The organism is Streptococcus sp. 116-D4 (assembly GCF_009731465.1).
Taxonomy (GTDB): domain Bacteria; phylum Bacillota; class Bacilli; order Lactobacillales; family Streptococcaceae; genus Streptococcus; species Streptococcus pseudopneumoniae_E.
Window position 1 is genome coordinate 521377 of sequence record NZ_AP021887.1, and the last position, 13388, is coordinate 534764.

Below are 13388 nucleotides of genomic sequence, written 5' to 3' on the forward strand. Positions count from 1 at the left end.
ATGATGAAGCGAAAAACCTATTGGAAGGACTTAATTCAGTCTTTCACAGGCTCCAAGGGGCGTTTTTTATCCATCTTAACCTTGATGATGTTAGGGTCTCTAGTCCTTGTAGGCCTCAAAGTAACCAGTCCCAATATGGAGGCGACTGCCAATGCTTATTTAACAACTGCTCAAACCTTGGATTTGGCAGTCATGTCTAACTATGGTTTGGATCAAGCAGATCAAGAAGAACTAGAGCAGATAGAGGGCACAGAAGTTGAGTTTGGCTATTTGACAGATGTGACTATGGATAATGGTCAGGATGCCATTCGCCTGTATTCCAAACCAGAGCGAATTTCAACCTTTCAACTAAGAGAGGGACGACTTCCTCAGTCAGATCAAGAAATCGCTTTGACCATTCATTTGCAGGGTCAATACAGCGTGGGACAGGAGGTTAGTTTTAAAGAAAAAGAAGAGGGTCATTCTTCTTTAAAAGACCATACTTATACCATTACTGGTTTTGTGGATTCAGCTGAAATCCTCTCCCAGCGAGATATGGGCTACGCAGCAAGTGGAAGTGGGACTCTGACAGCCTACGGTGTGATTTTACCGAGTCAGTTTGATCAGAAAGTCTACAATATAGCACGTTTGAAATATCAAGATTTAGCAGGCTTAAATGCTTTCTCATTATCTTATGAAGAGAAATCCAAACAGCATCAGGAAGACCTTGAACAATCTTTATCAGATAATGGCAAGGCACGTCTGCAACTCTTGAAAAAAGAAGGACAAGAATCTCTAGACAAAGGTCAAGAGACCCTTGACAAGGCTGAAACTAATCTGCAGGAAGGCAAGCGTCGTTTAGCAACTGCTCGAGCTCGTTTACAGGTTCAAGAAAGTCAACTAGCCTTGCTTTCTCAAGTCCAGAGAGAGCAGGCCAGTGCTCAACTTACTCAAGCCAAGCAGGAATTGAGTAAGGAAGAGGGCAAACTAAAGCAGGCTGAACAAAATCTAGCCCAAGAAAAGGAAAAATTAGAAAAACATCAGCAAGTCTTGGACACTTTGGCCGAACCAAAGTATCAAGTCTATAATCGTCAGACCATGCCAGGTGGCCAGGGATATCTCATGTATAGTAATGCTTCAGCCAGTATCCGGGCAGTGGGCAATATCTTTCCTGTAGTGCTTTATGCCGTAGCAGCTATGGTGACCTTTACAACTATGACTCGTTTTGTGGATGAAGAGCGAACTCATGCAGGGATTTTTAAGGCCTTGGGCTATCGCAGTAAGGATATTATCGCCAAATTTCTCCTCTACGGTCTAGTGGCTGGAACTGTCGGAACAGCTCTAGGTAGTATACTTGGTCATTATTTGCTAGCCGGTGTGATATCAAGTGTCATTACAAAGGGTATGGTAGTGGGAGAAACCCAGATTCAGTTCTATTGGACCTATAGTTTGCTGGCTCTTGGCTTGAGTTGGGTGGCGAGTGTGTTGCCAGCCTATTTGGTGGCTCGAAGGGAACTTCATAATGAAGCAGCCCAGCTTTTACTACCTAAACCACCTGTCAAAGGAGCTAAAATCTTACTGGAGCGCATCAGTTTTATCTGGCGTCGTCTCAGTTTTACTCATAAGGTAACAGCCCGCAATATCTTTCGTTATAAGCAAAGGATGTTGATGACGATCTTTGGTGTGGCAGGTTCTGTAGCCCTGCTCTTTGCAGGTTTGGGAATCCAATCCTCTGTAGCAGGAGTTCCGTCTAGACAGTTTCAACAAATCCAACAGTATCAGATGATAGTCTCTGAAAATCCTAGTGCGACCAATCAAGACAAGGCAGATCTAGAAGAAGTATTACAAGGTCAAGATATCCAAGCCTACCAGAAAATCTATTCTAAAACGTTAGACAAGGACTTCAAAGGTAAGGCTGGTCTTCAGACCATCACCCTTATGATGACAGAGAAGGAAGATTTGACACCCTTTATCCATCTGCAAGATCATCAGCAGGAGCTGACATTAAAAGATGGCATCGTTATCACAGCTAAACTTGCCCAGTTGGCAGGTGTCAAGGCTGGGCAGACTCTAGAAATTGGAGGTAAGGAGCTAACGGTCGCCGTTATTACTGAGAACTACGTTGGTCACTTTATTTATATGAGTCAGGCTAGCTATGAGCAACTTTACGGACAGCTACCCCAAGCCAACACTTATCTGGTCTCGCTAAGGGATACCAGTGCTTCTAGTATCGAAAGACAGGCCGGCTTACTTATGAATCAATCTGCGGTGTCCAGCGTTGTCCAAAATGCTTCAGCCATTCGACTCTTTGACTCGGTCGCAAGTTCACTCAATCAGACCATGACCATCTTGGTCATCGTATCGGTTCTATTGGCTATTGTTATCCTCTACAATCTGACCAATATAAACGTGGCTGAGAGAATCCGTGAACTCTCCACTATCAAGGTTCTCGGTTTTCATAATAATGAAGTCACCCTCTACATTTACCGTGAGACGATTGTGCTGTCCTTTGTGGGAATCGTATTTGGTCTGGTATCTGGTTTCTATTTACACCAATTTTTGATTCAAATGATTTCGCCTGCGACTATTCTCTTTTATCCGCAGGTAGGCTGGGAAGTCTACGTAATCCCAGTGGTAGCAGTAAGCATCATTTTGACCTTGCTTGGTTTCTTTGTCAATCATCATCTGAGAAAGGTTGATATGCTTGAAGCCTTGAAATCTATAGAGTAATACACAATGAAAATCAAAGAGCAATAGCCGCTGGTTGCTCAAAACACCGTTTTGAGGTTGCAGATAGAACTGACGAAGTCAGTTACATATATCTACGACAAGGCGACGCTGACGTGGTTTGAAGAGATTTTCAAAGAGTCAGGCAGTTCTTTTTAGCTGATTGATCTTATATTTACTCGTAAACAAAAATCCTCCGTTTCAAAGAGTAGGGAACTCTTTGTGACAGAGGATTTTTTCTATAGGGCTTTAGCAGCTGCAATTGCGGCTTCAAAGTTTGGTTCTGAGTTGATATTGTCCACGTATTCAACGTAGCGAATCGTATTGTCAGTATCGAGGACAAAGACTGCGCGTGCCAAAAAGTGCCACTCATTGATTAAGAGAGCATAATCACGTCCAAAGGAATGGTCGAAATAGTCTGAGAGCATGATGGCATTTTCAATACCTTCAGCACCGCACCAACGTTTTTGGGCAAAAGGGAGATCCAAGGAAACAGTCAAGACAACTGTATTATCCAGTCCAGCCAGTTCTTCATTAAAACGACGCGTTTGAGTTGAGCAGATGCCTGTATCGATAGAAGGCACGACACTTAAGACTTTTTTCTTCCCATCAAAATCAGCCAGAGATTTTTTAGAAAGGTCTGTTGTAGTGAGTGAAAAGTCAAGTGCCTTGTCGCCGACTTGTAGTTGTTTACCTGAAAAGCTAACAGGATTTCCGAGAAAAGTTACCATAAAATACTCCAATCTTTTTTCTTCCATTTTAGCTGAATCAGTCGGAATTTTCCAATGATTTGACTGGAAATATGGACATAGAAAAACGCCAGCTCACGTGAGAATGACGTTTTTAGAAATTTATTTAGATAATCCTTCAGCAATCTTGTCAAGGTTGTATTTCATCATGTTGTAGTAGCTATCGCCTTCTTTACCTTGTTCTGCGATAGAGTCAGTAAAGATTTGAGCGTAGATTGGGATATTTGTGTCTTGTGAAACAGTCTTCATTGGACGGTCATCGACACTTGATTCTACAAAGAGTGATGGAACTTTTGTTTGGCGAAGTTTTTCAACCAAGGTCTTGATTTGGTCAGGAGTTCCTTCTTCTTCAGTATTGATTTCCCAGATGTAGGCACTTGGGACACCATAGGCTTTAGAGAAGTATTTGAATGCTCCTTCGCTGGTTACAATGAGTTTCTTTTCAGCAGGGATGTTATTAAATTTATCCTTACTTTCTTTATCAAGTTTGTCTAACTTATCAGTATATTCTTTGAGATTTTTTTCATAAAATTCTTTGTTGTTAGGGTCTTTGGCGCTTAATTGTTTGGCAATATTTTTAGCAAAGATAATCCCATTTTCAAGGTTAAGCCAAGCGTGTGGATCTTCTTTTCCTTTTTCATTTTTTCCTTCAAGATAGATAACTTCAACGCCTTCACTAACTGCAAAGTAGTCTTTATTTTCAGTTTTCTTGGCATTTTCTACCAATTTTGTAAACCAGGCATTGCCACCTGTTTCAAGGTTGATACCGTTGTAGAAAATGAGGTCAGCCTCAGAAGTTTTCTTAACATCTTCAGGGAGTGGTTCGTATTCGTGTGGGTCTTGACCAATCGGAACGATACTGTGAAGATCAGTCTTGTCACCAGCAATATTTTTAGTAATATCGGCGATGATTGAGTTTGTAGCAACAACTTTTAGTTTTTGACCAGAAGCTGCATCTTTTTTTCCGCTAGCACATGCTACAAGAACAATAACGGAAAGAAAGAGAACGAATAATGTACCTAATTTTTTCATTAGATCCTCCAATTTATTGGGGCATTGCCCCTTATTTTAACAAATGTTTATTTTTCAGTTTCAAATATCGTTGTTTTGGAGCGATAAAGAAACTAATGAGAAAGAAACTAGCGGCTGTAAGCACGATACTAGAACCTGCCGCAACGTTAAAGCTATAACCGATAAAGAGTCCCAAAACTGAAGCTATAGCTCCAAAGGTTGAGGAAAGAAAAATCATACTTTTCAGGCTATTAGCATACAGATAAGCAGTTGCAGCTGGGGTAATCAGCATGGCTACAATCAGGATAGTTCCAACACTTTGCATGGCTGTCACAGACACGAGAGTCAGGAGTACCATGAGAAGGTAGTGATAGAAATTGACAGGCATTCCCATGGCTTTAGCCAAGAGTTCATCAAAGGAAGTGATCAAGAGTTGCTTGAAGAAAATCCAGATTAACAAGAGAATGACTGCCCCAACACCCATGGTAATAAACATATCCGTATCTTGGACAGCTAGGATATTACCAAAAAGAATATGGAAAAGGTCAGTTGAACTTTTAGCGACACTAATCAAGATGATACCGAGGGCTAAGAAAGATGAAAAGGTAATGCCGATGGCGGTATCGCTTTTGATAATCGAGTTCCCCTTGATGTAGGTAATGATGATGGCAGCTAGTAGTCCAAAGACGATGGCTCCAATAAAGAAGTCAATGCCCAAGATAAAGGAGAGGGCTACACCTGGTAAGACAGCATGTGAAATGGCATCTCCCATGAGTGACATCCCGCGTAGGATGATGAAACATCCCACAGCACCAGCTACGACCCCGATGACAATAGCTGTTATCAAGGCATTTTGCAAGAAATGGAAGTTCTGCAATCCATCGATGAATTCTGCAATCATAGGTCACCTCCATTGAAAAAGAGTCGATTACCGTAAGCTTCTTTGAGATTGGCTTCGGTAAAGGTTTCTTTGGTCGGACCAAAAGCAATCACTTCTCGATTGACAAGCAGGACTTGATCGAAGTAGTGGGGAACCTTGCTGAGGTCGTGGTGGACGATGAGAACCGTCTTCCCAGCTTTTTTCAGATCTCTCAGCGTATTCATGATGATTTCCTCACTGACTGAGTCAATCCCAACAAAGGGTTCATCCAAGAGGATATAGTCGGCTTCCTGCACCAAACATCTGGCAATCAAGACCCGCTGGAATTGACCTCCAGACAGTTGACTGATTTGCCGTTCAGCATAGTCAGCTAGGCCGACGATTTCAAGGGCTTCTTGCACTTTCTTCCAATGTTTAGCATTTAAACTTCGAAAGAGAGGAATAGAGGGAAATAGTCCTAACGAGACGCATTCCTTGACCTTGATGGGAAAGTTGTAGTCGATATTGATTTTTTGTTCGACATAGGCGATTCGATGTAAGGATTTTTTAACTTCCTTGTCATCGAGAAATGCCTGACCTTGATGTGGGATAATTCCCAGCATACCTTTTAATAAGGTTGATTTTCCAGCGCCGTTTGGGCCAATAATTCCGGTAATAGTGGGTCCTTGGAGCACTAGTGAAATATCCTTTAGTGCCAACGTTTCTTTGTAGGAGACACTGAGGTTTTCGATATGTATCATACAGTTATATTCCTCCTATCTTTTAATATACCTTAAAATAAAAATTAAGTCAAGTTAATTTTCGTAAATATTTAAAATATTAACTAGAAAACAATCAGGAGAAGACGGTATTTTTAATTGCAATCCCAAGGGAATTTTGCTAAGCTAGGAATAAGTGAAAATAGGAAAGCGAGAACAAGATGACACGTTATCAAGATGATTTTTATGATGCTATAAATGGTGAATGGGAAAAGACTGCCGTCATTCCAGCTGATAAATCGAGAACAGGTGGTTTTATCGACCTTGACGAAGAAATTGAAGACTTGATGCTAACGACGACTGACAAGTGGTTGGCTGGAGAAGAGGTGCCTGATGATGCTATCTTGGCAAATTTTGTCAAATACCACGCTATGGTAAGAGACTTCGATAAGCGAGAAGCTGATGGTATTACACCTGTCTTACCACTCCTTAAAGAATTCCAAGAATTGGAGACTTTTGCGGATTTTACAGCTAGACTAGCAGAGTTTGAACTTGCAGGAAAACCTAGCTTCCTTCCATTTGGAGTATCACCAGACTTTATGGATGCTAGAACCAATGTTCTTTGGGCTAGTGCTCCAGGAACTATCTTGCCTGACACAACCTACTATGCGGAAGACCATCCACAGCGTGAGGAATTATTGAACCTTTGGAAAGAAAGTACTTCTAATCTCCTCAAAGCCTATAACTTCTCAGATGAAGAAATCAAAGATCTTTTAGAGAAACGATTGGAATTGGACCGCCGTATCGCAGCTGTCGTACTTTCAAACGAAGAGAGTTCAGAATATGCCAAACTTTACCATCCATACGCTTACGAAGATTTTAAAAAGTTTGCCCCTGCTCTACCTCTAGATGACTTTTTCCAAGCTGTTCTTGGTCAAGTACCTGATAAGGTCATTGTAGATGAAGAACGTTTCTGGCAAGCAGCAGAGCAATTCTATAGTCAAGAAGCTTGGCCTTTGCTCAAGGCAAGCTTGATCTTGAGTGTGGTAAATCTTTCAACTAGCTATTTAACAGATGAGATTCGTATCTTGTCAGGTGCCTACGGACGAGCTCTTTCAGGAGTTCCAGAAGCCAAAGACAAGGTCAAGGCAGCCTATCAGCTAGCACAAGGACCTTTTAAACAAGCTCTTGGCCTTTGGTATGCCCATGAAAAATTCTCTCCAGAAGCTAAGGCGGATGTAGAGAAAAAAGTGGCAACCATGATTGATGTTTATAAGGAGCGTTTGGCTAAAAATGACTGGCTGACTCCTGAAACGCGAGAAAAAGCCATCGTCAAACTCAATGTCATCAAGCCTTATATCGGTTATCCAGAAGAACTGCCAGCCCGCTATAAGGATAAGGTAGTGGATGAATCTGCTAGCCTCTTTGAGAATGCCCTAGCCTTTGCGCGTGTGGAAATCAAGCACAGTTGGAGCAAGTGGAATCAGCCGGTTGACTACAAGGAGTGGGGAATGCCAGCTCATATGGTGAATGCATACTACAATCCACAAAAGAACTTGATTGTCTTCCCAGCCGCTATCTTACAGGCACCATTCTATGACTTGCACCAGTCATCTTCTGCCAACTATGGTGGTATTGGTGCGGTTATTGCCCATGAAATTTCTCACGCTTTTGATACTAATGGAGCGTCCTTTGATGAAAATGGTAGCCTCCAGGACTGGTGGACAGAGAACGACTATGCTGCCTTTAAAGAGAAAACACAGAAGGTTATCGACCAGTTTGATGGTCAAGAATCTTACGGTGCAAAAATCAATGGGAAACTAACCGTGTCAGAAAACGTTGCCGACCTTGGAGGAATCGCTGCAGCGCTTGAAGCAGCTAAGAGAGAACCAGACTTCTCAGCTGAAGAGTTCTTCCATAACTTTGCTCGTATCTGGCGCATGAAAGGTCGCCCAGAGTTGATGAAACTCATGGCTAGCGTTGATGTGCACGCGCCAGCTAAACTCCGTGTTAACATCCAAGTGCCGAACTTTGATGACTTCTTTACAACCTATGATGTCAAAGAAGGTGACGGAATGTGGCGCTCACCAGAAGACCGTGTGATTATTTGGTAATATAATTAATGCTTTAATTATAATATTTTCTATAGTTGTTTTCTTTAGATTAGATTTTATGCTCATTGTTAACAACTATCAATATTTGTATAGTTTAGAATCTTATAAGTGAACAATCGATTCTTAATATACTCCATTGTCATTTTTCTTGTTATAAAATAAGTAAAGCTTATCTATTATTAAAATGTTGGACTTTTGTTAGTTGGATTAAGGATATGGTTAGTTTTGCATGTATGTTAGGAGAGATGACTCAAATATTTTATAAAATATAAAATGAAATTTATGGTTTGCTATAATTGAGCAAACCATATAATCTTATGGATGATACATGGATGATTATGCTATAATAGTTTCAACTAGCGTTATTTCATTGATTTATCTATAAGAAAAGAATTAATCATATTGCAAAAATAGATACAATAGTGCTATAATTAGAAATTAAAATGAATAGAATTTAGGAAATCTATGGAAAAAATAAGTGTAATAATACCTGCATATAATGCAGAAAAATATTTAGATCAATGTGTTGAAAGTGTACAATCTCAAATATATGATAATATAGAGATTATCATTGTTAATGATGGTTCAACAGATCGTACAGCTGCGATGATTGAGCGATTGAAAGAGAAAGACTCTCGGATTAGAACCTTACATAAAAGGAAGAACGAGGGCCTTGGAGCGGCTAGAAATAGTGCTCTTGAGCTTGTCACTGGACAGTATGTTTTGTTTTTGGACAGTGACGATTGGATTGATCCCAATCATATCAGTGACCTCTACGATTTATTAGTGAGAACAGATAGTGATGTGGCAATAGCAAATTTTACTCGCTATATTGAATCTGAGAATAGATACGAGATTCATATTACTGACGGTGATTATTACGAGCAGATATTTACTCCTCAAGAGTGGTTCACATATCAGTATGGAAAACCTCATAATTTAAGCCTATGTTTCACGGTTCCATGGGGTAAATTATATAAGCGAACTCTGTTTGATAATATAATCTATTATACAGGACCTTTTGGTGAGGATGATCGTACAACATGGAAACTATATTTACAAGCAGATAAAATCTCTTATATGCACCGTTCAAGTCTAATTTATCGTGTGAATAGCGGAAGCATGACTCAAGTTGCCAATCAGAGTACAGTTTTTTCGGTTGAGCCTGTATTAGAAAGACTTGCACTATTATCGATGTTAGGATTCAATCTTGAAAATGAAATTGCTGCTTTCGATTGGCGTGCACATATTGGAAAAAATAATGCACTGGCTAATGGAGATATATCTACATATAAGAAATTACAGTTTCAATTAGATATGATAGAGAAATATCGAAAACATTAAGGAAATGTGAGGCGAAAGATGCGCGTTTATATTACGAATATTAATGGTCAGTCTGGGCAGAGTACAGCTCAGTTGTGTCAAAATACGGTGACAGATGTGGCTGTTTCTCTAGGGTATCGTGAATTAGGAATTTATTGTTATCAAATTCATACAGATACTGAAAGTGAAATGAGTAAACGGTTGGATGGTATTGTATCAGGATTACGACATGGAGATGTCGTAATTTTTCAAACCCCCACATGGAATACAACAGAATTCGATGAGAAGTTAATGAATAAATTGAAATTATACGATATTAAAATTGTGCTATTTATTCACGATGTAGTTCCACTTATGTTTTCTGGGAATTTTTACCTAATGGATCGAACAATCTCATATTACAATAAAGCAGATGTAATAATCGCTCCAAGTCAGAGAATGATCGATCAGCTGAGAAAATTTGGCCTGAATGTTGCGAAAACAGTAATTCAAGGAATGTGGGATCATCCGACTCAAGCTCCTATGTTTTCAGCAAGTCTGAAAAAAGAAATTCATTTCCCTGGGAATCCCGAACGTTTTAGTTTTGTGAAAGAGTGGAATTATGATATTCCTTTAAAATTATATACATGGCAAAATACTGAATTGCCACAGAATGTTCATAAATTGAATTACAGACCAGATGAACAACTTCTAATGGAGATGTCGCAGGGAGGATTTGGTTTGATATGGATGGATGACAAAGATAAGGAGTACCAATCGCTGTATTGTCCATATAAGCTAGGAAGTTTTTTAGCGGCAGGTATTCCTGTTATTGTGCAAGAAGGAATTGCTAATCAAGACTTGATAGAGAAAAATGGTCTCGGTTGGGTTGTTAAGGATATAGAAGAAGCTATTGTTAAAATCCAAAACGTGACTGAAAATGAATATGCAGAATTAGTTAAAAATGTAAGAAGATTTAATCCTATTTTGCGAGAGGGTTTCTTTACAAGAAGATTGCTAACAGAAGCTGTATTGGAAGCTATGTGTGACTAGGAGGAGTGAATAGTGGAGAGATTATCAGAAATTAACGTACTTCCTATCTTGGAAAGTCTTACTTATATTAAAAAAAATCATGCTTCTGTTGTTCGGTTTGGAGATGGCGAAATTGATTTGATGACAGGGCATTCTATTCCATATCAAACACATAATGATAAATTAGCAAAAAAATTAAAGCAAATTTTACAGACCAAAAGCGATGAAAATCTTCTTGTTTGTTTACCTGATGTTTTTTCAAATATGGAGCGTTACAATCAAAATGCACAAATTTTTTGGGAAGGCCATTTTTTAAAGTATTCTAATTTTTATTTAGATAATTGTAATTCCCCATTTTATGGTTCAACATTTATTTCCAGACCTTATATTGATCTGGTTGACAAATCAGTTTCAGAAACTTATTTTTCATCCTTAAAAGAATTGTGGAAAGAAAAAGATATTTTAATTGTTGAGGGAGCGACATCACGTTCAGGTGTTGGAAATGATCTATTTTCTGAAGCTTCTTCTATTAAACGAATTATATGTCCATCCAAAAATGCATTTCAATATTATGATGAAATTTTTCAAAAGATTAAAAAACATGGCAAAGACCGACTAATATTGATTATGCTTGGGCCAACAGCAAAAGTTCTTGTTTCTGAATTAGCTTGTCAAGGGTATCAAGCAATTGATTTGGGCCACATTGATTCTGAGTATGAGTGGTATGAGATGGGAGCTACTCATAAAGTAAAATTAGCTAATAAGCATACCGCTGAATTTAATCATGATGAAGGTATAGAATTAGAACTTGATCAGAAATATCAACAACAAATTATTGCTAGAATTGGAGTTGGTAACTTTAATGAAATACAAGTAGAAAAGGTAGAAGAGATGGATACTAGCGAATTGATTAGTGTGATTGTTCCTGTTTATAACGTTGAACAATATTTAAAACGTTGCCTTGATTCTTTGCTGAAGCAATCGTATGAAAACTTTGAAATTCTTTTGGTCAATGATGGTTCAACTGATAGTAGCTCATTGATTTGTGAAGATTATGCTAAAAGAGATGGGCGAATTCGTGTTTATCATCAAATGAATGCAGGCCCATCGGCTGCTAGGAATACTGGTATAACCTTTGCAACCGGCAAGTATATCACATTTATTGATTCGGATGATTTTGTGGAGGAAACCTACCTAGAACATTTGTATCGAGCTTTAGTGGATAACGATTCTGATATTTCTATTTGCAATTTTAATTCTTTTAACGAAGAACGACAGTCATTCCTTTTTTCTATTACGAAAGAAAAATATTTTAGCAAAAATTATACAGTTGCAGAATGGATGAATCTAGAAAGTTCTCCAAATAATAATCTTTTTTTAACATTTACATTTTCACCGACCAAATTGTTTAAAGCAGAACTGTTTGATGGAATTCGGTTTCCAATAGGGCGACTAAGAGAAGATGACGCAACGATTTATCGGCTTTATTTGAAAGCAAAACAAGTTACCTTTATCAATGAAGGTTCTTATTACTATTCTCAAAGGAAAGAAGGACTTTCTAGAACTCGAATGTTGGACGATATTTCTAGTATGATTACTAATGCAGAGGAGCGAATTGCTCTTCTTGCAGCTATGGGATATGATTTGACTGAACAGATAAAGTCATATAAGGGACGTTTGAAGAAGTGTTGTGAAGATGCTCTACGAAATGGTCAGATAGAACTTTATCAACAGTGTTGTAACAAGCTGGACCTGATAGAAAATTATTCAAAGGAGAAATAATGGAAAAAGTAAGCGTGATTGTACCAATATACAACGCCGGAGAATATCTTCGGCCTTGCTTAGAGAGTATCGTTAACCAGACTTATTTGAATCTTGAAATTATTTTAATTAATGATGGTTCAACAGATACATCAGCTGCTATTTGTGAAGAATTTCGCCAGATAGATTCTCGGATTAGGGTGATACACAGGAAATTGGGAGGAAGCGGAGTAGGTGCTGCTAGAAATGCTGCTTTACCATTAGTTACAGGAGATTTTATCTTATTTGTAGATAATGATGACTGGTTAGAACTAAATCATATTGAAATATTATACAAAGATTTAAAGAATACCGGTAGCGACATTGCAGTCGCAAACTTTACAGAGTTCTTTGAAGAAAGACAAAGTTTTGCTTTTCATGTGGATGTGTCGGACCCTTATCTAGAAATTTATACACCTCAGGAATGGTTTGAAAAACAGTATGATGGACGATTATCATTTAGTCAGTGCTTTACAGTTCCATGGGGAAAATTATATAAAGCAGAGCTTTTTCAAGATATTGTTTATCCTGAAGAAGAGAAAGTAGAAGATGATCTAACAACCTGGAAAGTATATTTAATGGCTGATCGTATTTCTTATCGTAATTTGGGCTTGTACTATCATCGGAAACGCCCAACTAGTGTGACAAGCGTGGTTGAAATAGAACATGTGTTTCCAATCAAGAGTATTGAAGAACGTGTAACGGTACTTTCTCTCATAGGTTTCGATATTTCTAATGAATTAAGAGCCTATCGATGGCGACTAGAAAAGCATAAGGATAGTTATATTTCACGTGGAGATGCTTATAATTACAAAAAATGTTTGCAGAAACTAAAAATGATAGAAAAATATAGATAAATTCTCCAAATAACTTCAACAGCTAAGATAAGTGAAGGTTATTCAATGAAAATAGTAGAATCCAGCATCATCCCTTGCTAAGGTAAGTCCGACTGATTTTGACAATGTTTGTCAAGTAGACCTTAGCCTTTCACTAAGTTAATATATATATATATATATATATATATATTAAAAAATAAACAAATTAGTTGTTTTTTCATAAGAAATATTGTAAAATAGGTCGATAAAATATAAAAAAG

10 protein-coding genes are annotated in these 13388 nt (G+C 38.4%); 6 read left to right on the forward strand and 4 right to left on the reverse strand.

Going from position 1 to position 13388, the window contains the following annotated elements:
* The gene (locus UKS_RS02775) at positions 1 to 2709 is read left to right on the forward strand and encodes an FtsX-like permease family protein (protein WP_156011732.1); all 2709 of its coding nucleotides are present in this window, start codon (positions 1 to 3) and stop codon (positions 2707 to 2709) included.
* Positions 2710 to 2945: 236 nt separating this feature from the next.
* On the opposite strand, the gene tpx is transcribed toward UKS_RS02775, so the two are convergent.
* From tpx to UKS_RS02795, 4 genes are all read right to left on the reverse strand, one after another.
* Positions 2946 to 3437 carry a thiol peroxidase gene (gene tpx / locus UKS_RS02780; protein WP_156011733.1) on the reverse strand — a complete coding sequence of 164 codons (492 nt, stop codon included), beginning with the start codon at positions 3435 to 3437 and terminating at the stop codon, positions 2946 to 2948.
* A 120-nt stretch (positions 3438 to 3557) separates the two neighbouring features.
* Positions 3558 to 4487 carry a metal ABC transporter substrate-binding lipoprotein/adhesin PsaA gene (gene psaA, locus UKS_RS02785; protein ID WP_156011734.1) on the reverse strand — a complete coding sequence of 310 codons (930 nt, stop codon included), beginning with the start codon at positions 4485 to 4487 and terminating at the stop codon, positions 3558 to 3560.
* 31 nt (positions 4488 to 4518) lie between these two features.
* Positions 4519 to 5367: a metal ABC transporter permease gene (locus tag UKS_RS02790; protein ID WP_156011735.1), complete on the reverse strand. Its 849-nt coding sequence runs from the start codon at positions 5365 to 5367 to the stop codon at positions 4519 to 4521.
* The gene (locus UKS_RS02795) at positions 5364 to 6086 is read right to left on the reverse strand and encodes a metal ABC transporter ATP-binding protein (protein WP_156011736.1); all 723 of its coding nucleotides are present in this window, start codon (positions 6084 to 6086) and stop codon (positions 5364 to 5366) included. Before UKS_RS02795 ends, UKS_RS02790 begins: the two co-directional genes overlap by 4 nt.
* Positions 6087 to 6265: 179 nt before the next feature.
* Between UKS_RS02795 and UKS_RS02800 the strand changes: the two genes are divergently transcribed.
* The 5 genes from UKS_RS02800 to UKS_RS02820 all read left to right on the forward strand — a co-directional run bounded on the left by UKS_RS02800 (position 6266) and on the right by UKS_RS02820 (position 13149).
* Entirely contained in the window at positions 6266 to 8158 is a 1893-nt protein-coding gene (locus UKS_RS02800; RefSeq protein ID WP_156011737.1) for a M13 family metallopeptidase, read from the forward strand.
* A gap of 465 nt (positions 8159 to 8623) precedes the next feature.
* Entirely contained in the window at positions 8624 to 9502 is an 879-nt protein-coding gene (locus tag UKS_RS02805; RefSeq protein ID WP_156011738.1) for a glycosyltransferase family 2 protein, read from the forward strand.
* Positions 9503 to 9520: 18 nt separating this feature from the next.
* The gene (locus UKS_RS02810; RefSeq protein ID WP_173020444.1) at positions 9521 to 10513 is read left to right on the forward strand and encodes a sugar transferase; all 993 of its coding nucleotides are present in this window, start codon (positions 9521 to 9523) and stop codon (positions 10511 to 10513) included.
* 12 nt (positions 10514 to 10525) lie between these two features.
* A complete protein-coding gene (locus UKS_RS02815; RefSeq protein WP_156011739.1) occupies positions 10526 to 12274 on the forward strand; it encodes an SP_1767 family glycosyltransferase in 1749 nt (582 codons plus the stop codon).
* Positions 12274 to 13149 carry a glycosyltransferase family 2 protein gene (locus tag UKS_RS02820; protein ID WP_156011740.1) on the forward strand — a complete coding sequence of 292 codons (876 nt, stop codon included), beginning with the start codon at positions 12274 to 12276 and terminating at the stop codon, positions 13147 to 13149. The genes UKS_RS02815 and UKS_RS02820 overlap by 1 nt, the downstream gene beginning before the upstream one ends.
* The last annotated feature ends 239 nt before the right edge of the window (positions 13150 to 13388 follow it).

What these genes read in the sequence shown, in the direction of transcription:
- UKS_RS02790 (WP_156011735.1), bottom strand. Translation starts at nt 5,367, where the DNA reads ATGATTGCAGAATTCATCGATGGATTGCAGAACTTCCATTTCTTGCAA.
- UKS_RS02820 (WP_156011740.1), top strand. Translation starts at nt 12,274, where the DNA reads ATGGAAAAAGTAAGCGTGATTGTACCAATATACAACGCCGGAGAATAT.
- psaA (WP_156011734.1), bottom strand. Translation starts at nt 4,487, where the DNA reads ATGAAAAAATTAGGTACATTATTCGTTCTCTTTCTTTCCGTTATTGTT.
- UKS_RS02810 (WP_173020444.1), top strand. Translation starts at nt 9,521, where the DNA reads ATGCGCGTTTATATTACGAATATTAATGGTCAGTCTGGGCAGAGTACA.
- UKS_RS02775 (WP_156011732.1), top strand. Translation starts at nt 1, where the DNA reads ATGATGAAGCGAAAAACCTATTGGAAGGACTTAATTCAGTCTTTCACA.
- UKS_RS02805 (WP_156011738.1), top strand. Translation starts at nt 8,624, where the DNA reads ATGGAAAAAATAAGTGTAATAATACCTGCATATAATGCAGAAAAATAT.
- UKS_RS02795 (WP_156011736.1), bottom strand. Translation starts at nt 6,086, where the DNA reads ATGATACATATCGAAAACCTCAGTGTCTCCTACAAAGAAACGTTGGCA.
- UKS_RS02800 (WP_156011737.1), top strand. Translation starts at nt 6,266, where the DNA reads ATGACACGTTATCAAGATGATTTTTATGATGCTATAAATGGTGAATGG.
- tpx (WP_156011733.1), bottom strand. Translation starts at nt 3,437, where the DNA reads ATGGTAACTTTTCTCGGAAATCCTGTTAGCTTTTCAGGTAAACAACTA.